Raw genomic sequence first — 22819 nt, forward strand, 5'->3', positions numbered from 1 at the left:
TTCGCAGCACTATAGCGCGATATCTGGCACTTTTTTCACTTGCCCAGGCTGCTCGATAGGAGCGACGCCTGGAACGAAGCCCTCCAAACTTGGCGATGCGATAGTCAATTGCAAAGTTTCAGCGGTGCTTGCCCATGTCGTCGCAAGCAGCTGCGGGTTCTCATTGAGCTTTTGTCCATAAGTGGGAACGATCTCGCGAATTTTTTTCTGCCAGGCAGGTGTCTTCATCCGATCGGGGAAAACTTTCTCCAGCAGTGACAGCATGATCGCTGGCGAAGTAGAGCCACCAGGTGACGCGCCCAGCAATGCAGACACGGAGCGATCTTCGGAAACCACGACTTCGGTACCCAGCTTCAATACGCCGCCCTTGTCGGGAATGTTCTTGATGATCTGCACACGCTGGCCGGCTTGCCACAAACGCCAGTCTTCGTCCTTTGCCTCAGGCATGTAGCGTCGCAGCGCCGCCATCTTGTCTTCCCTGGACAACTCCAATTGCTGCGCGAGATATTTGACGAGTGCAAACTCATGGGCGCCGACTTGAAGTTGCGGAATGATATTGGAGGGCGTGGTTGCCTTCGCGATATCGAAATACGATCCGTTCTTGAGGAATTTGGTGGACCAGGTGGCGAACGGTCCGAACAGCAGCACGGTTTTACCATCCAGCACTCGGGTATCCAGATGCGGCACCGACATCGGTGGCGAACCCGTATCCGCCAGGCCGTAGACCTTGGCCAGATGGCGCGAGGTAATGGCGGGATTATCCGTGACCAGGAATTCTCCGCCTACCGGGAAACCGCCATACTGCTTCGCTTCAGGAATGCCCGACAACTGCAGCAGCGGCAATGCGGCGCCACCGGCGCCGATGAAGATGTGGCGTGCATCAACGGTCTGAATCTTGGAACTATCCTTGATGTCGAAAGCCGATACACGCCAGGAGCCATCCTCATTGCGGGTGATCGAGCGTACCTCATATCCGGTGTTGATCTTGCCGCCCGCATTGCTGCTGAGATGCTTGTAGAACTGGCGGGTAATCGCGCCCAGGTTGACATCGGTGCCGAGCGGCGAACGGGTGGCGGTGACCATCTCGTCCGGCTTCCGGCCTTCCATCATGATCGGAATCCATTCAGCAATCTTGGTCGGTTCCGTCGTCATTTCCATGCCAGCGAACAGCGGCGATGCCTTCAAGGCCGCGACGCGCTTGCGAATGAATTCACGGTTCTCCGGACCAAAGACCAAATTCATGTGCGGTGTCGAATTGATGAATTCGCGCGGATTGCCCAGAACGCCCTTGCGCATCTGATGCGACCAGAATTGGCGCGAGATCTGGAAATTCTCGTTGATGCCGATCGCCTGGGTAATATGCACTTCACCCTTGTCGTCCATCGGGGTGTAGTTCAGTTCGCACAGCGCCGAGTGGCCGGTGCCCGCGTTGTTCCAGCCATTCGAACTTTCTTCCGCCACTTTGTCCAGGCGTTCGAACACTTCATAGGTCCAGCCAGGCTCCAGCTCGGACAGATAGACGCCGAGCGTCGCACTCATGATGCCGCCGCCGATCAGCAGCACGTCCACCGTGCGATCCGCCTTGGCGGCGCGGAATTGGCCACCGAACAGGACCGAGTAGCCGCCCAATACGGCTGCGGCGCCAACGGCAGTTCCAATAAATTTACGTCGGGAAAAGCGCTTGCCTTTGGCGTTTGCTACTGTACTTTTGTTGGTTTCTTGACTCATGGAAATTTTTTGTCGTAAGTAATATTGAAAGAGATGGGCACCCTCAATCAAAAACGGTGCCGGATACCGAAAAAACCTCATTCAATCGAGGAACAGGTGCTCAATTATATTTGATGCGAACGCACTGCATCGTTGCCGTTGCGGAAATGGTCTATCCACATTGAGGTGTCGATGAGTACATTCATTGCGAGAGAGGGTCTTCGCGGCGACGCGGCACATCCTGACTGTCAGGCATCGAGCGACCTAGCGCGGCAAGACGCTTGGCAGCTTGTATGCGCACGAAGGTCTTCATGGCTTCTCGAAAGATGTCTGATTTGTCCAAAGAGAAGTGCTGGATCTGCTAGCTTGCTGCCGGCTGAAGTGCTGCACTGGAAAACATCCGTTTAAGCCGTGCAAGCATTGTCGATAGGCCACGTTTCCATAGAAGTAATTTTACATAATACAAATTATGCGAACTAGATGCAGTTATTTCAATGTTGCCTTTAACAAGTGCTTATATGCAACACTGACAGTAATTTAATGCATCTAAAGGCGTTGCTAATACCTATGCTACAAAAACTCCCTCATTACGGATACGTGCTGACTGACCACCTAGGCTTGCCCAGATATTGGGCAGCGGCCTGGACTTTAATAATTGGTGGATCGCTCGCTAATTCGACGCTCAAACTGCGTCTCGGAAACATAGAAGCCTTTTATCTGTTCGTTTGCGCGCTGAGTTGACCCACTCCGTTTGACCCTCTCGCCATTGCCTGGCGAATGCAGCGACCCTGTCGTAAGACCCCTTGAATCCCAAATCGATGAGCTCTTCGTGGAGCTGTTTAAGACTGCGCCGCTGCTTGCGGGATTTTGCTGCCTCGGTCTTGAGCCAGGCTGAAAGCTGGAAGGCATATGGGTCGATGGCGCTGACGGAGTGGCGCTCCGCATAGGCCGGCTCGGTGATTTCCGAACGCAGATAGCGCCTGACGGTATTGCGGGAGATGCCTAGCCTCTTGGCTATCTCCCTAAGCGGGACCTGGTCCCGAAGGTGCCAGCGTCTGATTATTCCTAGTAATGCCACGTCAATCACTCCGATCCCCTACTCATTCTGATAAGTAGGATTGTGTGCTAAACGTGGGTCAATTTTCGATGCAAATTATGCGACCAAGTGGGTCAATTTTCGGTGCAAATCAACACGCAAGAGTTATGCAGCGCGGTGAAATTGTGAAATGCGAATCCGGCGGGAAAGCTACCTACAGCGATACACCATGCCCAACATCAAGTCATACGGAAACAGTAGCAATACATGAATCAAGCGGCGGATTCGTCAGCCCCGACAAAGACACAATAGCTGACACACGCGCCCGTATTCAAGCTGAAATCAAACGACCCGGATTCGTAGCCATGGCTGGAGAATCATCGCCAGCACTTACAAGCAATACACAAGGACAATGCTACTACCTGGCCGAAGAAATAAAATCCATCGATTCGGCATCAAACCAACGGCAATCTGGCTGGTCGCAAGATCAACTGCGGTTACGCAGATTAGACGTTAGAAACCGGATGTACAGATTAGGCTGTTAGAGGAGTCTATGCACCCTGCCTGAGCCCTACCCCTTCGCTGCCCTCGAAGAGACAGTTCCTGAAGCGGTCAACACGCCCGCTTCACACAGTTTCGACTATGAACATCCGCGCTTGCTGCGCTTCTTGGCGTTCGGCTTTGATCGGCGCATACCTTTCGGAATTGTAGAAGGCCAGCGCCTGGGCGAGAGTCGGAAACTCAAACACGCCGGCCATCGGCAGCGGCGCCTCATCCCCCTCCAGAACCTGTGCAACAGGACCGAAATGCAGAATCTGCCCGCCCGCCTCTTTTAGCGCTGCTTGAAAGCGTGGAGCGAGCGCGGCCTGCTTGGCGGAGTCGATGACGCGTAAATTGATGTGTACGTATGCTGGCATTGTGCCTCCACTAATAGTGCATATACAGTATTATGCGAAGATGGAGTTGTCAAGGAGCTAGGCATGAGCGGTTTTGATCCAGAAACTTTGCAGGGCGTTGCAGCGGAGTGTCCGGGCTTCCAGGCTCGTGCAACGGCGCGCGCACTCACGCGCTATTACAATGCCTGCTTCAAACCGCTCGGGCTGACGGCCGAGCAATTCAGCCTCTTGGTCGGGATCGGTGCGGCCGAGGGCGCGACGCTCGTCGATCTTGCGGACAGGGCCGGGGTCGATCCGACTACCCTCAGCCGCAATGTTCAGAATCTGGAGAGCCGGAATTTGCTCAGTGCTCAAGGCGGACGTGGCCGCGCTGGCAAGCGGCTGGCGCTGACGGCATCTGGGCGTCGGCTTCTAGCCGATGCGTTCCCGCTGTGGCATTGGGCCAAGGCGGAACTTGCCCGCCGTATGGGCGATGAAAAGCTTGCTGCGGCAAGACAGGCAATGGCGGAGCTGGCCAAGGCCGCAGAATCCTCATGTACATAGCGAGAATTCGCGCAGCTGCGGCGATCCTGGATTGCGCGCTGCCTTGGGCTCCGTTTTTGCCCGATTCACTCACCCTCTCGTCGAACCAAACCGTCTGTCCTCACAGTCACTGATCGACACCTTCGACAATACGGAAATCGCGTTCGGCAGCAGTCCCAAGCGCCCGCAGCGCAGCTTGGTAGGCATCGCTGGCATACGTCCGTTGCGCCTGTTCAAAGCTGGGAAATTCGACCACGACGGTGCGCTGCTTCAGGCCGGCTTCATGCACTTCGAGTCCGCCCGTGGTTCGCACCAGAAGAGTTCCGCCGTTGGCAGCAATCGCCGCTCCGGCCAGCTCTCCGTAAGTTTTCAATGCGGACTCGTCCGATATCGATCGATACGCAACTACCCAATATCCCTTGTTCATTTTCTTTCCTTTCATGTGCGCAAAAATTAGACAACACTAATCGCCGCCCGCCCGACTTTCGCATCCTCCGCGAGCCGGAATGAGGCAGCCTTCTGTATTGCATTGTATTGCCTTATCCGTTTCGACCACGAAGGCCAGGCCGATGGCGGAATCAGTTGCTATCTTATCTGGCGTTTACCATTTGAATCGTGCCCATGGGCGACAGTGACTTGAGGAAATCCGTGGGATTGTTTTTGTGCAGGGGGTGTCGACGGTGCCGGGCGCAACCACGATGACGCGGATGCCGTCTTTCGCATATTCCATGGCAAGGATGCGGCTGATGGCATCGATGCCGGTGAAAAGGAAGATCGCAAGGCCCTGCTTAGGAGCCGACGAACGTAGAAAAACAGCTAAGGTAGCGTGTGTTTCTTTATTGCCTTCCTGAGATCGCCTTGATTCAACATCCGAACCAGCCACGGCAAGTGGCGGCTGGCGAGAAAGGAAAACCAGCCATCCCAGCCGATGGGGTTCTCAAAACGCCTGCCGCGCGCGGCGATCAGCAGCCGGCGGGCCACCTCGTCGGCGCTGCGCAGCACATTGAAGGCATTGTTGCTTTCGATCTCCCACACTACCTTGGGCTTGTCGGCATTCTCCTGGGCCAGGCCCGGGGTGTCGATGGTGCCTGGGTAGATCACCTTCACCTGCACGCCGTACAGCCCCAGCTCTTGCCGCAGCCCTTCAGCGAAACCGACGATGGCCCATTTGCTGGCAGAGTACGCGGCATAGCCGTAAGTACTGAGATAGCCAAGCACCGAGCTGACCATCACGATCGTGCCGCCTTTCTGTTGCATGAAATGCGGCGCGAATGCGCGGCAGAGGTAGGCGTGGCCGAGGTAATTCACCTCGATCAGCTGCTTGAAGTCGTTGACTGGCAGTTCCTGCACCGGGCCGGTGTGGGCGAAGCCTTGGTTGCAGATCAATAAATCCAGCCCACCCAGTGCGCTCACCGCATCTGCAGCCACCAGTTCCACTGCCGCCGGATCGGTGACATCTACATTGCGCGCGATCAGCACGGTATTTCTCCCGCCTGCCGCCTGCTTCATCTCTGTCACCGTTTGCTCCAACGCGTCGAGTCCGCGCGCCGCCACGCAGACATGGGCGCCATCGCGGGCGAGCTGCAAGGCGATGGCGCGGCCCAGGCCTTGAGAACCGCCGGAGATGAACACCCTCTTGCCTGCGTAGCTAGTCTTTTGATTTTGCTGAATTTTTTCGTTTTCCAGATGCATTCTCGAACTCCGAAACAGGAACTGTGCACGCTTCAATTTCATCCATCCTGAAATACTTGGCTTGCATAGAATGTAACCAGATCCGGGGCCTTGAGCGAGGTCTGAAACGGACCGCATAGGGGCATAGACGGACAACATTGACCGTTCAGACGTAAGGCGTGCCTGCCATTGCAGTTTTCAGACCGCTGCTTCCCTTATCAACAATCGCCAGAAAGACGGCTTTCGCTTCCTCTGTATCCCGCTTCTGTCGAAAGGTCTGGTGCGCCTGGATCAGGGCCACGGTCCAGGTCGCCAAAAGCAGACTGGCCGCCAGATGGGCGGCGGGATCGATTGCTTCCCGCCCTACACTTTCAGATAGCGCCACCGCTACCACTTGCGCGATTTCGTCGCGTATCGCTCTGGCCCGTGCCTTGAGGGTTTCGCTGCGCTCGATGGTTTCTATGAAGTCCTGGCTCTCAATCGTAAACCTGACATAAGGGCTGTCTTCCGCCACCAGCCGCTGCGCCAGCAGGCGCAAGCTCTCGATCGGGGCAACGCCGGGATCGCGCTGGCGCAAGGCTGCGCGCAAGATTTCGCGGCCCTCTTCGTCGCGGTCAAAGAACATGTCCTCCTTGCGGGGGAAATGGTTGAACACAGTCATCCGTCCGACATCGGCGGCGGCCGCGATCTCGTCCACCGTGACATGGTCGAAGCCGCGCTCGTAGAACAGGCGCGTGGCGGCGTTGGAGATGCCTTGCCGCATGGCGAGGCGTTTACGGGATCGAAGATCGGATGACATGAAATGTAGCCCTTGATGTTTACATGTACTGAGTATATATTGCGACTCGGTATATGTAAAGAATTAGAAAAGGACTAGGAATATGGAAACACCTGTTGATGTTGTGATTGTAGGAGCTGGACCGGTCGGGCTCTTGACGGCCATTGAGCTGACCTTGGGCGGCGCTCGCGTGCTCGTGCTCGAGCGCCTGACCGAGGTGAACCTGGCCATGAAGGCAATGTCGATCGGACCGCTTGGATGCGAAGCCTTGAAGCGGCGTGGGATGGCAGCGGCCATTGCCGCCGCAGAGGCGAACACTTTCGCGGCGATGGATGAGTTCACCAAGCAGACCGGAGCACAGCTGCGCGGCCGGGCGTCGAAGTACAGTGGTCATTTCGGCGGGCTGTCCCTGATCCGCAAGGACGCACAGAAAGACCCGGAACGGCGTCCCCGCCTGGTGCGCCAGCATGAGCTCGAAGCCATGCTGGCCGATCGCGCGGGCGCTCTGGCGATCGAGGTACGCCGCGAATGCGAGCTCACCAGCTTCGAGCAACGTGTGGACGGCGTCGACCTGGAGTGGGCGTCGCCGACGGACCGCGGTCGCATCACCTGCTCCTACCTGATTGGTTGCGACGGCGGCCGCAGCTTCATCCGCAAGATGGCCGGCTTTGACTTCCCCGGCACGGCGCCGACCTCGACCTTCTACCAGGTGATCGCGCAGATCGACCATCCCGAGCGACTGTTGCCGATTGGCTGGAATCGCACATCGGGCGGCGTATTCGCCTACGGGCCTGTGCCCGGCCGCTTGTTCATGCTGGACTTCATCGGCACGCCGGATGATCGGCAGGCGCCGGTCACACGCGAGGAAACCGAAGCCGTCCTGCGCCGCGTCAGCGGCGCCGACATCCGTGTGAAAGTGCTGGAAAGCGGCAGCCGCTGGACGGACAACACGCGCCTGGCCGATAGCTACCGCAAAGGCAGAGTGCTGCTGGCCGGTGATGCGGCGCATGTCCATTCGCCGTTCGGCGGCCAGGGCCTGAATCTCGGACTGGCGGATGCGGCCAACCTCGGCTGGAAGCTGGCTGCGGTCATCCGCGGCGAGATGCCGGACAGCCTGCTCGATACCTACACCGCCGAGCGGCGCCCGGTCGCCCAAGCCGTGCTGGCCAACACCCTGGCCCAGATCGCCATCCTGCGGCCCGATCCGCAGTCGGGCGCGATGCGGGACATCGTGGCGCATCTCATGGAATTCGACGACGTCAACCGTTTCATCGGAGAAATGATGAGTGGCGTTTCCAGCCGCTATGATTTCGGCTCGGAGTTGGACCAGGTCGGACGGCTGCTCGGCGACCAGCCGATCAGCCACGGCGATGCCGGCGGTTCGCTCTACGATCTCATGCAGGATGGCATGGGTGTTCTGCTGGACGCCTCCGGAGACGGCGAGGCTTCAAGGTTGGTTGCCGCCGCCACGCAAAGGATACGTTGCGTCGCCGTCGACAGCGGGCCATCGATGCTGATCCGCCCCGATGCCTGCGTTGCCTGGGTCAGCCAGGAGAGCAGCATGGACGGATTGGAGGAGGCGCTGTGGTGCTGGTTCAAGCCCGCAGCGGATGACTGCTGAACAGGAAGATCGTTTACCCTGTAGCAAAAAATGGCATGAAAATTGGAGAAGAACGATTTAATGTAAGGTGTTACATCCATTTCCCATCCCGTTACCGGAACGCTCTGGAGCCAGGTCTTTCTATGCACCTTCGTAAATCGCTTTTCCATGCATTGCGGGAAGCCGCGGTAACCATGCTCGCCGCCATCGCCACCATGCTGTGCGCGCTGGCGATCGATCCGGAACCGGGTCCTGCGGTGCTGGCGGTGGTGCTGTGCATCTCGCTTTCGCGCAGCCAGCTGGACCGCGACCGCCGCGGCAGGATCGAAGCGGCGATGGTGCTCCCGGCTGTCGCCCTGGTCGCGGTCGGTGTCGGCACCTTGTTGCGCGCCGCGCCCTGGCTTGGCGCACTGGTCTTTATTGCCGGCATGTTCCTTTCAATCTGGTTGCGTCGATTCGGCCCCATGGCGCGTCGCGCCGGCTCCCTCATCGCACTGCCCTTCGTCGCCTTGCTCAGCACACCGTATATTCCGACTACGCGGCTGAGCCCTGCCCTGGCGGCATTGATGCCTGTGCTGATTGCCTTGCTCGCCCTGCTGTGGGTGGGCGTGCTGCACGCACTCGCCCGCCGCCTGCGTTTCCTCGTCCCGGCGCCCACTCCGGAACCGCCATTACCTGCGCAATTACCTGCGCCAGCACCTGCCAGCTCCTTGCGCCCGATCGCATCCACCCGGATGGCAATCCAGATGGCCGTCGCGCTGGCAGCATCGTTTGTAATCGGCTACGCCTTCTTTGCCGAACGCTGGTCATGGATCGTGCTTACCGCCTTCATCGTCAACAGCGGCAACCGTGGCCGGCTGGACGTTGCCTACAAGAGCGTGCTGCGCGTACTGGGAGCTGCCGCCGGAACCATCATCGCCTTGTCGTTCAGCATCCACGGCGGGTCCCACGACCAGGCTACCGCCGTGCTGATCCTGGGCGCGATCTTTCTTGGAATATGGCTGCGGCCGCTGGGTTACGCGTGGTGGGCGCTGTTCGTCACCATCGCGCTCGCGCTGCTGCAAGGCTTCACCGGTTCACCGGCAGCCCACATGCTGTGGCCGCGCCTGGCGGAAATCCTGATCGGTGCGGCCATCGGCGTTGCGTCAGCCTGGCTGGTGCTTCCGGTACGCTCGACCGCCACGCTGCGGCGACGCCTGGCGGATGCATTGGCGGCTCTTTCCGAAGCCCTGGATCCCGCGACTGCCGTGCGTACCAGCGACAATTTTCTTGCCGCGCTCGCCAGCGTCGAGCAGATGCGTCCGGCGTTCAGCGCCAGCCGTCTCGTAACACGGCGCTTCCGCTCCACGCAGCCAGCGGACTGGGTCGATACCTTGGTGGCGTGCAGGGATCTCGCGATAGCACTGATCGACAAGGGCGAGGCGCCGGGCAGCGTGCGCCGCGCTGTCGGAGCGGCGCGCAAATCGCTGCGCGAGCCCCAGGACATCCTGCCAGCCTTGCAAAATTTGCATCGCTCGATGAGCGAATAAATCTTCCCACCGCCCCTGGCATCGCGCTTGCGGTGCGAAAAAAAGTTCGCGAGGGTGTCGATCCTGCGCTTCGCCATTCGACTAGTTATCAGAACCCAACCTGAATCTGAAAGGGAACATCATGATGACGCTCTATGGATTTGCCGCCACCCGCTCACTGCGTGTGTTGTGGGCATTGAATGAACTCGGTGTCGAATTCGAGTTCGTGCCGGTCAACCTCTTGGCCGGCGAACAACATCGCCCCGAATTCCTCCGTCTTAACCCCGCCGGCAAGGTGCCGGTGCTGGTCGATGGCGACGTGGTGCTGACCGAATCGGCAGCGATTGTGATCTACCTGGCTGAAAAATATCCTGAAAAAGGCTTGCTTCCTGCCGACCGCAAACAGCTGGCCCAGGCCTATCGCTGGGTGATGTTTGCCATGACAGAGCTGGAGCAGCCCTTATGGCGCATCACGCGCCACAGCTGGCTATACCCGGAAGACAAGCGGATACCGCAAGAAATCCCTGCCGCCAGCCAGGAATTCATTGTCATGGCGGGCATATTGGACAAGCACATGACCGGACGCCAGTTCATTGTCGGCGACCGCATCAGCTTCGCCGATTGCGTCACGGTCTACCTGATGGACTGGGCCAATGAATCGCATCTGATCGACCAGTATCCTCAGCTGCGCGCCTACCTGGAAAGAATGTATGCGCGCCCTACTGCCCCGCTGCGGATTGCCGAAGCATTTGCCAGCCTTGAGTTGGAAAAATGATATGAAAATCTACTGGATCAAGGCGCAGGCGCCGCGCCGTGTGCTGGCGCTGGTCAAGCATCTCGGCCTCAAGGCGGAGTGTATTGAAGTGGATTTGATGGCTGGCGGGCTCAAGACGCCGGAATATGCGGCGCTCAATCCCAACATGAAGGCGCCGACGCTGGTCGATGGCGATCTGGTGCTGTGGGAGTCTGCGGCCATCATGGCTTATCTATGCATCAAGACCGGCTCGGACATGTGGCCCGCGCACAATCCGTCCGAGCAAGTGGAGGTGCTGCGCTGGCTGTCCTGGAGCGATTGCCACTGGGGCCCCGCCGTTGCGCCGTTTTATTTCGAGCATGTGGTCAAGTCGACCTTCGGGATCGGACCGCCGGACAGCGCGTTGCTGAAGGCCAGCGTCGCGGAACTGGTGAAATTCGCCAAAGTCCTGGACGGCCACCTGGCGCAGCGCACTTTTGCGGCGTGTGAACGGCTTACCATCGCAGACTTCCAGCTGGCCTCGATGGCGAGCTACTGGCGGGAATCGGCCATGCCGCTGGAGGCGTTTCCGAATATCGTTCGCTGGCTCGACGTGTTGCAACGTATCCCGGCGTGGGCAGATCCTTGGCCAGTCTAGCCGCCGGCTCCGGCAATCACGGCATATTGAGCGCCTCCATCCGGCGCTGTAGATAGGTCCTCACCGCCGAATGCAGATGTGCGAAAAAAAAACGGCCCAACATGGGAGCCGCCAATGATACGCACTATCACCCAGGCTTCAGGGTTCAATCCGACTGATGCGGGTGGCCCAATTGGTCAGGGCTACGCGGGTTCCGCCGCAACTTAACAGCGCCGCCGGATCGGTATATTGCGCCAGGGTGCAAGCATGCGCAATGTATTCGTTGGCGATCCAGATATCGTTGCCGTCGACCGCTGCCGCGCCATAATCGCCCCAGCGGCTGCGTGGCGTTCCAAAGGCATTATAGGAGCCGAATTCGTCGTCAGGTCCGAGTCCGTTTGCAATCACCTTGACCGATTCGCCTCGATGTCCCTGGTCGCGGCTGAAGTGGATGTAGCCAGCGCTCGGATAGTGATCCGCGCCAGCCACGGTAAACCCGATCACGCCCTTGCCGTTAGGCAGCGCGGCAATTGCCGGCCGCGTGACGCTGTTGCCGGCAAGCGCCAGCTGGCCCTGCCTGACTACCGATGCGCCGGCAAGATTGGCCGATACCGAGGGATTCAGTACGTAATAGGCGATACCGGTCTGCTCCTGGCCGGCGACATTGACGACGGTGTCCAGTGCGCCGTATAAGCGGTCGCCGGTGAAAAACACCTGCTGCATGCGCGAATCGTTTGGATCGAGCGCCACCAGTGTTTCCGCGACTGTCGGCTGGACCGTGGTCAGATAGTTCCAGCAGCCGATGCCGGCCGGCGTCGCCAGGCTGCGGTCGTTCAGGCAGTCGCGCAGAGGGGCGCTGCCGGGTTTTTGCGGGATCGCCGGCGGCACGCCATAGGTATCGACGTTAACGACGTTATGCAAAAGTGTCACGGCTGGCGCTGCATCGTCCAGCGACTTGGTATTGCCTAGCGCCCACACCCGCAGGCGATTATCGTTGCCGGAATTGGAAAACACCGCAACCGAACTCAAGAGATATTCGGTGCCGCGGTTGCGCCGCTCAAAATCGCCGGCTGGCGATACCGCCGGCCATATGGTGAAGCCCGGATTGCCGTCAAGCAGATAGTCGGCGGTATCCAGCTGCACCACTTGAATCGCGGCAGCGCCGCTGACCAGCGCTTTTTTCGAGATGGCATATATCTGCGCACTGTTGAATCCCCCTGAAAACGGGAATTCATTGGTGGTCAGATAGATGCCATGGGCGTCGGCGCCGATGTGCGGGTAATCTCCCAGGCACGGGCAATTGGGATGCTGCGGCGAGCCCTGCGTGCCGTCATCCTGAACCGCAATCTTGTACACGGTCCAGCTGCCGAGCGGATCGGCTGATGAGCTGACCGCGAGGTCCAGGTGATTGCTGCCTGTCTGCGCGCCTGTGGCCGGATCGGTGTCCAGCGTCAGCACCAGGTGAAACCAGCGCCTGACGTCGGGATCAAAATAGCAGGCCGGGTCGGTAATCGAAGGGCCGAAAACCCGCGGACTGACCTGGCGGTTGATTGCCGGCGCATAGCCATAGAATGCGTTCAACGCAATATCGCCGCTCAAGGCCACACCTTTGCGGTTATAGACCTTCATGACGTCGTTCAAGGATTCCATGACGTAACCGTTGCCGGCGCAGAGACCCTGGTCCGGAGGCTCTATGGAAAATTGGTTGCCGTTGCTCGCAAGACGCTGGTCGCGCGAATTCTCCCCGTCGAAACTGACTTCTACGCGGCGATCGGGCACATCTTTGTTCAATGCTTCGGTCCACGCCCCTTTTCCCCGCGCCGTGGCGATACTGCGGTTTATCTTGAACTGTGCCACGCGCGCAAGCACGCCGGCGGTGCTTTTGGTTCCGCTGGCGCCGGCAGCCGTGGGGCCGTCCGCGAGATTGGGCACGTTCGAAAATGCCGGCGAGGTCTCGGGCGACGACAAGCCATCGACGCCGACCGTAGTGGCTGGAATTTTCACCGTGCCGCTGCTGGCTATCTGTCTTGTGATGGTGGCGCCGAAAGCCGAGCCCATGGTAAAGCAGGCGAAGCTGAGGATTACGCCAAATCTACTAAAATTCCGATTCATTTTCTTCTCCAAAAATTGTCATTTTTGAACCTCTCGAGGGTAAAGAAAAAACCTTACTTTGCAGACTGCAACTACCCGGCTAAAGGATGTTTCCTACGAAAATACTTATGGCCGCACTCGACTGCGTTAGATCAAGATCAACTCGGATTGGGGATGTTTTAGAGACGGGCGTTTTCCCAAGACCGGCGCTTGGTTGCCAATTGGCATGCTTTCCCCGTGGAAATTATATAGATGTTTCTCTGCGGCACAGCAACTATTTTGACCATGTCGAAACAGCATCGATACTGATTAAGCCGCTTGCGCTTGCGCCAATCCTGACGTTGCAAGGGCGAGAAACAGACGAATATTGGTTCAGAAAGCTGCTACCAAAGCGATGAAGTTCGACTCGGTGACGCCGTCCGTCAAAGAGCCCGGAACGCGGCGGCGACGGCAGCAACTGGAGCGAGCGCAACACCAAGCAGGGTGCGCCGAATTTCTCATGGAGCGCGGCGCATCTTTACATGCTGTACAACGATTTCTTCACCCAGCAATGATTCCGTGTTTTGGCTTTGGGAAGGACGGACATCTGCCCTGTCCGTTATAGAGGAGTTAAATCTTGCAGCAAGGTCGGCACCAGCTCGGAGACCGTCGGATGGATATGCATCGCACGCTGGATGACGGTATAAGGCGCGTCGCTGTACATGACATCCAGAAGTGAATGGATCACTTCATCGCCTTCGATGCCGAGCAGCATGGCGCCCAGGATTTTTTTTGTTTCCGCATCCACCAGCACGCTCATGTATCCCTGGGTTTCGCTGCGCTCACGGGCGCGCCCTACCCTTGCCATCTGCATCGTGCCGACCAGCGCCGGGCGACCGCTGGCGCGGACTTCACGCTCCGTCATGCCGATCCTGGCAAGCGGCGGATCGATGAACAGTGCGTATGCCTGGATGCGGTCGGCAACGCCGCGCTTGTCGTTGTCGAGCAGATTGGCGGCCACGATTTCATAGTCGTTGTAGGAAGTGTGGGTAAATGCGCCGCGGCCATTGACGTCGCCCAACGCCCAGACTCCCGTCACATTGGTGTGCAGCTGGTCGTCCACCACGACATAGCCGCGGGCGTCTGTCTTGATACCGGCCTTATCGAGACCAAGGTCATCGGTGTTCGGGATCCGTCCTACCGCCAGCAACAGATGCGAGCCGGAGACTTCGTACGAAGCACCGTTATCGCTGACAGTCAGCAGTACCAGGTCGCCACGCTTTTCGACGCGCTGGATTTTTGCGCCCAACCTGATCTGGATGCCTTCGCCTTCTAGTATCTCCTTCACCGCAGCCGACACTTTTTGGTCTTCGCGCCCGATCAGGTGCGGACCGCCTTCTATCACCGTGACTTCGCTGCCGAAGCGGCGGTACATTTGCGCGAACTCCAGGCCGATGTAGCTGCCACCGACGATCAGCAGATGCGGTGGCAGGAAATCCACTTCCATCATGCTGGAATTGGTGAGGAAATCGACATCCTTCAGCCCGGGCAGATCGGGGACGGTCGCGCGGCCACCGACGTTGATGAAAATCTCATCGGCTTCCAGCAATTCGCCGTTGACCATGACGCCATGCGCGCTCTCGAAGCGGGCATGTCCTTCGATCACCGTCAAGTTGGGCGTGCTCCTGAGCCAGCTGGCGACACCCTGGTTGGACTGGCTGACGACCAGATCCTTGCGCGCCTTGACGCGCGCCATGTCGACCACGACTGGACTGTCGAGCATGACGCCGAATTCGGCGGCGCGGCGCGCCATGTGCGCCACGCGGGCGCTGGCGATCAGGGTCTTGGTCGGTATGCAGCCGGTATTGACGCAGGTGCCGCCAAAATTCTTGCGTTCGATGATGGCGGTCTTGCGGCCGGCTTGCGCCAGGCGTACTGCAAGAGAAGGACCGGATTGTCCGGTACCGATGACGATGGCATCGTAGCGCTGGTGCATGGTGTTCTCCGTCCGCAGGTTGAGGCAATTCGGATTGCAGCTTGATAGCGCTGATCATACCAGCCCTGGATCCAGGGCCGTTGGCGGCGCCCGTGACGCAAAAGCCACAGGTGTGGTGAGCATGTGCCGCACGTCATCCTCCTGTAACGGCAGCAGGCTAGTCTCTCGCACGCTGACATTTTCCCTGCATCCTTACAAAGGTTTTTGATGAACAAGCATTCGTACCCGGCGTTGCGCCGTAAATCTTCTCGCGTTGCGTTCGCCGTTTCAGCCCTGTGCGCCTTGGCAGCCAGCGGCCACGCCAGTGCCCAAGCTGTCACGCCGACAACTACGGCCATTGCTGATAGCGCTACCGTAAGCGGCGACAGCGGCCAGATGGCCACCGTCGAAATCTCGACCCGCAAGACACGTTCCACGGTCTCCATGAGCGGCAACGAAATCCAGAAAATCCTGCCCGGCGTCAATCCGCTGAAAGCACTGGAAACACTCCCTGGCGTCAGTTTCCAGACCGCCGATCCTTGGGGTAACAATGAACAGAATTTATCGTTGTTCATACATGGCTTCAACGGCCAGCAACTGGGCTACACCATGGACGGCGTGCCGCTCGGCGACCAGCAGTACGGTAACTACAACGGCTTGTCGCCGCAGCGCGCGGTCACCAGTGAAAATGTGCGCAGCGTGGTGCTGTCCACCGGCGCCGGCGACCTCGGCACGGCATCGACCAGCAACCTGGGCGGCGCCATCGAAACCTTTTCCAGCGATCCGCTGGCGAAATTCAACGTCAACGTGCAGCAGAGCGTCGGCAGCCACAACACCTCGCGCACATTTATCCGCGTCGATACCGGCGAATTTGGCGACGGCAACAGCGCTTACTTTTCCGGTTTGCACCATGAAGCGCGGGCCTGGGATTTCAACGGCCGCCAAAGCAACGACCAGTTCAATGCCAAGTTCGTGCACGAAGGCAGTGCCGGCAAGCTGACCTTGTATGCCGATTATTCCGACAAGACGGAACCCAACGAAGACTCCACGGTGCACGTCGCCGGTGAAAAAAGCGCACCCTATACGCGTTCGTTCCTGTATCCCGACTTTGCCGGCGCGCTGGCCTATCTGTCGCCGAGCGGCGCCACCCCTGCCGCCGACGGTAATAATTATCACAACTACTACAGCGATGCGCAGCGCACCGACTTCCTGACTTACGCCAAATATGAAGCCAATCTCAGCCCCGACCTGAGCTGGACCAACCAGATCTATTTCCATCATGACGACGGCGTCGGGGTGGTCGCGGGACCGATAGGCGCGGCCGGTTTGCCAGCCTTGTTTGCCGTGTATTACCCCAATCAGAACCTGAAGCAGATCTTTGGCAATTCCGGTTATGCCACCCGCACCACGGAATACACGATCAACCGCAACGGCTATATTTCGACGCTGCGCTGGGATGTCGGCAACCATCAGCTGGAAACAGGATTCTGGCTTGAACACAATCGTTCAGAAGCTTACCGCCGCTGGTACGGGCTGGACGTCAATAATCCGAGTTCCCCCTACACCCGCCCGTCTGACCCGCTGATCACGCAGTACGGCAGCGGCATCGACAACAAGGTTGTCCAGTTCCACCTGCAGGATGAATGGAAACTGCGTCCAGGCCTGGCGCTGCAGGCCGGCTTCAAGTCCAGCTTGCAATTTGCGGATGGCCAGTTCCCGGTACAGGAAGCACCGGCGGCTATCGGCGGCGGTTCGCAAGCTTTGCCGGTCGGCGAGATTGTCACCAAGAGCTGGTTCCTGCCGGGCGTCGGCGTACGCTGGGACCTGTCGAAACAAGACCAGCTATTCGCCAACATCCAGAAAAACATGCGCCAGTTCGTGACTTACGGCGCCGGCGGTGCTTCACCGTGGAGCCTGGCCAGCCAGCAAGCTTTCGATCTCTTCAAGAACACCGCCAAGCCGGAAACCTCGGTGACCTATGAGCTGGGCCTGCGCGATACGCGCCAGCTGGACTGGGGCGTGGTCAAGGCCTTCGACGGCCAGATCGATCTCTACCACGTCGATTTCAGCAATCGCCTGCTGTCTATCAGCCCGACGCCAGTGATCAGTTCGATCGTCGGCGGCACCGCCATCCTGGCCAACGTCGGCAGCGTCAAGACCGATGGCGTCGACCTCGCCGGCACCTTGCATTTCGGCCATGGCATTTCCTTCTACGACGCGGTTTCCTACAATCATTCCCAGTACCAGGACAACTATACGTCGGGCAGCAGCGTGGTGCAGACTGCCGGCAAGACCGTGCCGGGCGCGCCGACCTGGATGAACAAGTTTGTCGGCACGGCCACCGTGGGCGGCGTCGAGGTCCAGCTGATCGGCGATTTTGTCGGCAAACGCTATGCGACTTATACCAATGACCTGCATGTCTCCAGCTATTTCCTGATGGGCTTGAATCTGGCGGGGAAATTGCCCTACATGGGCAGCTTGCTGAAGAATCCGCGCTGGAACTTCAATGTCAGCAACCTGGCCAACCGCCAAGGCACCCTGGAGGTAGTGGTCGGTGCTGCCAGCGGCACGTATAACACCTACCCTATCGCGCCACGCCAGGGCTTCCTGACGCTGAAAGCGGATTTCTCCTGACGCAAGGGCGCCGTAGTCCTCGCATCTGCGCCGTCGGTGGCGGCGCAGGTCGCACATTGGCGGCTGTGCAGATAAGTACGCATCTGACGTAACTATATTTCAATATAACAACTTCCGCGCTGCGCTTGCGGCGCTAGCCGTTAGCTGCGCGGGCCACGCTCGCCTTGCCCGCCGCGGGTATTTTAGGATAGGCTTGTCTCCTTTCCTTCCCTCCCCCTTACGTACTCAAGTACTCAGAGAAAATTCGCCAACTATGGATATGCCATCCCACCAGCTCACCATGACCATCCTGATGTCCCCAGACATGGCCAATTTTTCCGGCAACGTGCATGGCGGCGCCATTCTCAAGCTGCTCGACCAGGTGGCTTATGCCTGCGCCAGCCGTTATGCGGCGCAGTACGTGGTGACCCTGAGCGTGGACCAGGTGACTTTCCGCCAGCCTATCCATGTCGGCGAACTGGTCAGTTTCCTGGCCAGCGTCAACCATACCGGCACTTCGTCGATGGAGGTCGGCATCAAGGTGGTGGCCGAGGATATCCGCACCCAAGTGGTGCGCCATGTGAACAGCTGTTTTTTCACGATGGTGGCGGTGGACCATGAACGACGGCCGATTGCCGTACCGCCGCTGCGGCCCTTCAGCGCCGAGGAAAAGCGGCGCTTTGAAGACGCGGTCTTGCGCAAGCAGCTGCGGCAGGAGCTGGCGCGGCGCTTCGAAGAAGTCAAATCGACCTGATCGCGGTGCTCAATCGAACTGCCTGGCCAGTTTGTCCGGCAGCGGCACATTCAGCCATTTCTTGACGATGGCATTCAATTCATCATTTTTCTTGGCCTTGCTCAGCGCGCTGTTGACCGCCGCCATCAGCGCTGGCTGGTCCTTCAGCAGGCCAGCATAACAGGCGGATTCCTGGATGATGTACTTCATCTGCGGCTTGTTGCCGGCCGTCTTGGCGGCCAGCGCAACCGCGACGAAATCGCCGGTGCCGACCAGTTGCACCTGGCCCGCCAGATAAGCCGAAATCATGCCGTTATTGTCTTCATAGCGCTTGATGATGGCAGTCGGCGGCGCCGTTTCGCTCAGCTGGCTATCCTGGAAGGTGCCGCGCGCCACGCCGATAGTTTTGCCGGCCAGGTCGGCAGGTCCCGCGACCTTGATGCCGGCCGGACCGAAAACGCTGTTGTTATATGGCGAGTACGGCTGCGAAAAGGCGATCACTTTTTCGCGCTCGGCGTTCTTGCCCAGGGTCGAGATCACCAGGTCCGCCTTGCCGGTCTGCAGATAGGCGATGCGGTTGGCGCTGGTGACCGGCACCAGTTCCGGCTTCAGGCCCATGTTCCTGGCGATCAGCCTGGCGACATCGATATCCAGCCCTTGCAGTGTCAGGTCCGGCGTGACGGATCCGAATGGCGCAAAATCCTGAGGCACGGCAATGCGCAGGGTGCCGCGTTTCTGGATATCGCTCAAGCTGTCGGCATGCGCGCTCTGCATGCCCAGGGCGACCAGATTGAGGGTCAGCAGAAACAGGAGTTTTACAATTCTCATCAGATTTCCCTGGAGGAAGAGGTGTGCGTACGGATAGCCGCACGGTTTTATCCATGCGACTGCTGGCTGCCCTGCAATCTTACGCAATAAATATGCCACGAATCGGCGCCAGCCACGGAAATTTCAGCTCCAGTCCCAGACGATCACGCGCCATTCCGTAGCATCGGCATGTTCATTGACGATTTCCTTGAACCCTACCCGTTGATGCGCCCGCATGGATCGCGCGTTGTGTACCGATACCTCCGTCACCACGCAATCGAAATCGGCACGCATCTGCATGCAGAGCATCTGGTACAGTTTCCTGAAAATTCCTTGGCCGCGGAATGCCTGGCCGACGCAGATCTGCCCCATGAAAAAATAACTTTTTTCACGCAGCTGCATGCCCTTGAAGACGGCCGTCTCGGCGTCCCGGAACATGGTGTCGAGAAATGGAAACGAGGCGCGGCAATCCTTCAGCATGACCAGGGCATAAGCGATGACGGCGCCGTCGCATTTTGCCACCACATGCCGGTACTCGCCCCGCATCAGCTGCAGTTCGCGGACCGTATATTCCATGGTGACGAAGCCTTCTGTCGCGCGCACATCCGCCGTCACCGCATCCAGGCGGTTCAAGCGCTGCAGCGCGACGATTTGTTCCAGTTCGTTGACCTTGTCGCTCAATTCCAGAGTGATCATGCTGCGCTCCATTCGATCGAATCTACAACGATGCGGCGCGATTCCGACAGGAGGCGCGTCCTTCCGCAGCCGATAAACGGCACGCACTCATGGCGTTGGCGCTTGCGGCCAAGGTGCACTGGGATAGAATAAGCGCCATGAATCCCCGTGCATTCCGCTCCTTGCTGAAAGAAGTCCATGGCTGCCAGGTCTGCGCCGGCGTTCTGCCGCTAGGCCCGCGTCCCGTACTGCAAGCGGATCCAATGGCGCGTATCCTGATCGCCGGCCAGGCGCCCGGCAAGAAAGTCCATCTGTCCGGCGTTCCCTTCGACGACGCCAGCGGCGAGAGATTGCGCGCCTGGCTGGGCGTCGGGCAGGAGACGTTCTACGATGAAAAGTCGCTGGCGATCCTGCCCATGGGCTTCTGCTATCCCGGCACCAGCAAAGCAGGCGACCTGCCGCCACGCCCTGAATGCGCGCCGCAATGGCGGGCCAGGATCATGGCGCAGCTGCCGCGCATCGAGCTGACCCTGGTGATCGGGCAATATGCGTTGGCGCACTACTTCCCAGGCCGCTACGTCAACCTGACGGAGGCGGTGCAGGACTGGCCAAACCGCGCGCCGGACATCATCGTGCTGCCGCATCCCAGTCCGCGCAACAACTTATGGATCAAGCGCAATCCCTGGTTTGAAAGCGCACTGATCCCGGTTCTGCAGCAGAGGATTGCGCAAATACTGCGGCAGCCCGGATCGCCATGAATCGGCGGCCTTATTTATTCGTCACGAACGGGATCGGCGCTGAACCGTACATCGTGGTCGGCACATCACCCTTCCATTGCTTGGCCCTGACCATGTCGACTTCGATACGGCGCAGTTCCAGCACATCTTTGTTTTGCGCCAGCGCCGCATTCTGGATCTTCAGCGCATCCGCCTGCGCAGTGGCGATTTTCAGCTGCGAATAGGCTTCGCCGTCGGCGCTGGCGCGCATCGCCTGTGCTTCCGCTTCCGCTACCGCCACTTTCTGCTTTTGCTCGGCCTCGACCGTCTTCAGCTTGTTTTCCGCGCCCAGGCGAAGCTGTTCCTGGGTGACTTTTTCATTGATCGCTGCCATATACGACGGCGAGAAAGAGAAGGTCCGCATATCGATGCCGATTACCTGGGCGCCGTAGATTTTCAGCTTGTCGCGCAAGGCCGTGCTGATATCCACGCTCACCTGCGAACGGCGGGCGATCAGGTCCGGCGCGCTGTACTTCGCGGTGACTGCCTTGAAGACTTCCTGGGTCGCGGTTTGCACGTAAGAAGACAGGTCACCGTCATGGCTATATTTTTCATACACTTCGGCGACGCTGTTGGTGGAAATCGAATAACGCACCGTCATGCTGACCTTGACCGGCTGGGTATCCGAGGTGCTGCCCTCGGCGTCTTCGACATCGGCCCGTTCGGCGCGGATGCTGAAGATGGTCAGCTTTTTCCACGGCGGCAGGATCACCAGTCCTTCATTCTCGATACCGACGATCTTGCCGAACGAAGTCACTACGCCGCGGTTGCCAGTCGGTACCGAACCGAATGGCCATATCCACAACACCAAGATCAACAGGCCAAATCCAATCAAACCCAACTTGATGAAACTCTTCTTTTGTAAATCAAGCATCCAATTCCCCTTGTTTGAATAAATCCACGCCGGCAGCTCCCACTGCCGAGCGATGCCATTCTTGCATGCTTTCAAAGTTTTGTCTGAAGGCAATAATGAGTGGTAAAAATACAACTCGGCGTTCCCGCTATGTGGCTGCCAGCTGTCCTCCAGGATTTGCATATGGATGTTCAAAATGATTCGTTCATTTGTCACGCAGGGGCGCTATATATTGGCGGAAAATCAATTGAGAGCCGCCCATGCCATCTTCATTTCACACGCCCTCAATCCCGTCTTTCGACCCGCGCAGCGAAGAACAGCGTTTGCAGACCGCCAGGGCAAGCTGGTGGTCGCGCCTGGAGTTGCCGACCTGGAGCTTGATCGCCGCCATCTACGGCGGCTGGCTGGCTTGCGTGCTGCATTGGCAGGCGCTGGGGCCGTGGCTGGGAACGCCTTTGCTGATCGTGCTGAGCGCCTGGTACATGTCGCTGCAGCATGAGCTGATACACGGCCACCCGACGCGCAATGCCCGTCTCAACGCCCTGTTCGGCCAGCTGCCGCTGGCCGTCTGGTATCCCTATGCGGTCTATCGCGACAGCCATCTGGCGCATCACAATAGCGACACCCTGACCCTGCCCGGCATCGATCCGGAAACCTATTACGTCTCCCAGGCGGAAACCGGCGCCGACGGTGCGCGCTTGCGGCGCTTCCGCAACACCTCCTGCGGCCGCCTGCTGATCGGTCCGGCGCTGGCCTGGTCGCACACGGTCCGCACGGCATGGCTGGCGCGCGACCGCAAAACCCTGCTGGTTTGGGGCGGCCATGCTGTGCTGCTGGCTGCCATGCTGGCGCTGTTGCAGCGCGCTGGAATATCTCCCCTGTTCTACATTGTGGTGATCGCCTATCCCGCGCTGAGCCTGACCATGGTGCGCTCGCTATTCGAACACCGGGCGGTAGAATCGGAGCACGGGCGCTCGGTGATTAACGAAGCCGGCTGGCCTTGGCGCCTGTTATTCTTGAATTTGAATTATCATTTGGTACATCACCTGCATCCCGGACTGCCATGGTTCCACCTGCGGCTGGCTTATCTGGCCAAGCGCGAAACCTACCTGGCATGTTCGGACGGGTTCGTGGAACGCGGTTATCTCCGCCTGCTGTGGCGCTATCGCAGCACTCCCGTGATTACCGATGTTCATCCTTTTGCCTGAGCCGATACGATAACCTTGACG

At 58.9% G+C, this 22819-nt stretch carries 20 protein-coding genes and 2 pseudogenes; 9 read left to right on the forward strand and 13 right to left on the reverse strand.

Annotated elements, in window-relative coordinates:
- Positions 1 to 9: 9 nt before the first annotated feature.
- The 4 genes and pseudogenes from mqo to CPter91_RS12560 form a co-directional block, all read right to left on the reverse strand.
- On the reverse strand, positions 10 to 1728 hold the full coding sequence (gene mqo / locus CPter91_RS12550) for a malate dehydrogenase (quinone) (protein WP_061940694.1): 1719 nt from the start codon (positions 1726 to 1728) through the stop codon (positions 10 to 12).
- Between the two features lie 181 nt (positions 1729 to 1909).
- Positions 1910 to 2050 (reverse strand): annotated as a pseudogene (locus CPter91_RS27335) (type II toxin-antitoxin system VapB family antitoxin); the annotation flags it as partial.
- 402 nt (positions 2051 to 2452) lie between these two features.
- A pseudogene (locus CPter91_RS12555) lies at positions 2453 to 2794 on the reverse strand (helix-turn-helix domain-containing protein); the annotation flags it as partial.
- A gap of 575 nt (positions 2795 to 3369) precedes the next feature.
- Positions 3370 to 3660 (reverse strand): DUF1330 domain-containing protein, encoded by a 291-nt coding sequence (locus CPter91_RS12560; protein WP_061940698.1) that lies wholly within the window; start codon positions 3658 to 3660, stop codon positions 3370 to 3372.
- A gap of 63 nt (positions 3661 to 3723) precedes the next feature.
- Between CPter91_RS12560 and CPter91_RS12565 the strand changes: the two genes are divergently transcribed.
- A complete protein-coding gene (locus tag CPter91_RS12565) occupies positions 3724 to 4182 on the forward strand; it encodes a MarR family winged helix-turn-helix transcriptional regulator (protein ID WP_061940701.1) in 459 nt (152 codons plus the stop codon).
- 106 nt (positions 4183 to 4288) lie between these two features.
- Here CPter91_RS12565 and CPter91_RS12570 read toward each other — a convergent pair whose 3' ends face one another.
- The 4 genes from CPter91_RS12570 to CPter91_RS12580 form a co-directional block, all read right to left on the reverse strand.
- On the reverse strand, positions 4289 to 4588 hold the full coding sequence (locus CPter91_RS12570; RefSeq protein ID WP_061940704.1) for a DUF1330 domain-containing protein: 300 nt from the start codon (positions 4586 to 4588) through the stop codon (positions 4289 to 4291).
- A 174-nt stretch (positions 4589 to 4762) separates the two neighbouring features.
- Entirely contained in the window at positions 4763 to 4891 is a 129-nt protein-coding gene (locus CPter91_RS25700) for a hypothetical protein (protein WP_205631686.1), read from the reverse strand.
- A gap of 86 nt (positions 4892 to 4977) precedes the next feature.
- The gene (locus CPter91_RS12575) at positions 4978 to 5853 is read right to left on the reverse strand and encodes an SDR family NAD(P)-dependent oxidoreductase (RefSeq protein WP_061940707.1); all 876 of its coding nucleotides are present in this window, start codon (positions 5851 to 5853) and stop codon (positions 4978 to 4980) included.
- Between the two features lie 145 nt (positions 5854 to 5998).
- On the reverse strand, positions 5999 to 6631 hold the full coding sequence (locus CPter91_RS12580) for a TetR/AcrR family transcriptional regulator (RefSeq protein ID WP_061940709.1): 633 nt from the start codon (positions 6629 to 6631) through the stop codon (positions 5999 to 6001).
- 82 nt (positions 6632 to 6713) lie between these two features.
- Here CPter91_RS12580 and CPter91_RS12585 point away from each other — a divergent pair, with 82 nt between their 5' ends.
- The 4 genes from CPter91_RS12585 to CPter91_RS12600 all read left to right on the forward strand — a co-directional run bounded on the left by CPter91_RS12585 (position 6714) and on the right by CPter91_RS12600 (position 11109).
- Positions 6714 to 8231 (forward strand): FAD-dependent monooxygenase, encoded by a 1518-nt coding sequence (locus CPter91_RS12585; RefSeq protein ID WP_061940712.1) that lies wholly within the window; start codon positions 6714 to 6716, stop codon positions 8229 to 8231.
- A 122-nt stretch (positions 8232 to 8353) separates the two neighbouring features.
- Positions 8354 to 9739: an FUSC family protein gene (locus CPter91_RS12590; protein ID WP_167595162.1), complete on the forward strand. Its 1386-nt coding sequence runs from the start codon at positions 8354 to 8356 to the stop codon at positions 9737 to 9739.
- A 124-nt stretch (positions 9740 to 9863) separates the two neighbouring features.
- Positions 9864 to 10493 carry a glutathione S-transferase family protein gene (locus CPter91_RS12595; protein ID WP_061946178.1) on the forward strand — a complete coding sequence of 210 codons (630 nt, stop codon included), beginning with the start codon at positions 9864 to 9866 and terminating at the stop codon, positions 10491 to 10493.
- Position 10494: 1 nt separating this feature from the next.
- Positions 10495 to 11109: a glutathione S-transferase family protein gene (locus tag CPter91_RS12600; RefSeq protein ID WP_061940718.1), complete on the forward strand. Its 615-nt coding sequence runs from the start codon at positions 10495 to 10497 to the stop codon at positions 11107 to 11109.
- A 138-nt stretch (positions 11110 to 11247) separates the two neighbouring features.
- Here CPter91_RS12600 and CPter91_RS12605 read toward each other — a convergent pair whose 3' ends face one another.
- Together CPter91_RS12605 and CPter91_RS12610 are read right to left on the reverse strand one after the other, a co-directional pair.
- Positions 11248 to 13200, reverse strand: a complete 1953-nt coding sequence (locus CPter91_RS12605) for a hypothetical protein (RefSeq protein ID WP_150119675.1) — start codon at positions 13198 to 13200, stop codon at positions 11248 to 11250.
- Positions 13201 to 13777: 577 nt separating this feature from the next.
- A complete protein-coding gene (locus tag CPter91_RS12610; protein WP_061940724.1) occupies positions 13778 to 15154 on the reverse strand; it encodes an FAD-containing oxidoreductase in 1377 nt (458 codons plus the stop codon).
- Positions 15155 to 15361: 207 nt separating this feature from the next.
- On the opposite strand from CPter91_RS12610, the gene CPter91_RS12615 reads away from it, so the two are divergent.
- Together CPter91_RS12615 and CPter91_RS12620 are read left to right on the forward strand one after the other, a co-directional pair.
- On the forward strand, positions 15362 to 17767 hold the full coding sequence (locus CPter91_RS12615; RefSeq protein WP_061940727.1) for a TonB-dependent receptor: 2406 nt from the start codon (positions 15362 to 15364) through the stop codon (positions 17765 to 17767).
- Positions 17768 to 18020: 253 nt separating this feature from the next.
- Positions 18021 to 18500, forward strand: a complete 480-nt coding sequence (locus tag CPter91_RS12620) for an acyl-CoA thioesterase (protein WP_061940730.1) — start codon at positions 18021 to 18023, stop codon at positions 18498 to 18500.
- A gap of 9 nt (positions 18501 to 18509) precedes the next feature.
- Here the strand turns inward: CPter91_RS12620 and CPter91_RS12625 are convergent, their stop codons facing one another.
- Complete coding sequence (locus CPter91_RS12625; RefSeq protein ID WP_061940733.1) at positions 18510 to 19307, reverse strand: transporter substrate-binding domain-containing protein; 798 nt, start codon at positions 19305 to 19307, stop codon at positions 18510 to 18512.
- Positions 19308 to 19430: 123 nt separating this feature from the next.
- Positions 19431 to 19982 carry a GNAT family N-acetyltransferase gene (locus tag CPter91_RS12630; protein WP_061940737.1) on the reverse strand — a complete coding sequence of 184 codons (552 nt, stop codon included), beginning with the start codon at positions 19980 to 19982 and terminating at the stop codon, positions 19431 to 19433.
- A gap of 137 nt (positions 19983 to 20119) precedes the next feature.
- Between CPter91_RS12630 and CPter91_RS12635 the strand changes: the two genes are divergently transcribed.
- Positions 20120 to 20719 (forward strand): uracil-DNA glycosylase family protein, encoded by a 600-nt coding sequence (locus tag CPter91_RS12635; RefSeq protein ID WP_061940740.1) that lies wholly within the window; start codon positions 20120 to 20122, stop codon positions 20717 to 20719.
- Positions 20720 to 20729: 10 nt separating this feature from the next.
- Here the strand turns inward: CPter91_RS12635 and CPter91_RS12640 are convergent, their stop codons facing one another.
- Positions 20730 to 21611: a prohibitin family protein gene (locus tag CPter91_RS12640; protein WP_061946180.1), complete on the reverse strand. Its 882-nt coding sequence runs from the start codon at positions 21609 to 21611 to the stop codon at positions 20730 to 20732.
- Between the two features lie 239 nt (positions 21612 to 21850).
- Here CPter91_RS12640 and CPter91_RS12645 point away from each other — a divergent pair, with 239 nt between their 5' ends.
- Positions 21851 to 22798: a fatty acid desaturase gene (locus tag CPter91_RS12645; RefSeq protein WP_082792810.1), complete on the forward strand. Its 948-nt coding sequence runs from the start codon at positions 21851 to 21853 to the stop codon at positions 22796 to 22798.
- Positions 22799 to 22819 lie beyond the last annotated feature (21 nt).

The sequence above is a fragment of the Collimonas pratensis genome (assembly GCF_001584185.1).
In the GTDB taxonomy this organism is placed as follows: Bacteria; Pseudomonadota; Gammaproteobacteria; order Burkholderiales; family Burkholderiaceae_D; genus Collimonas; species Collimonas pratensis.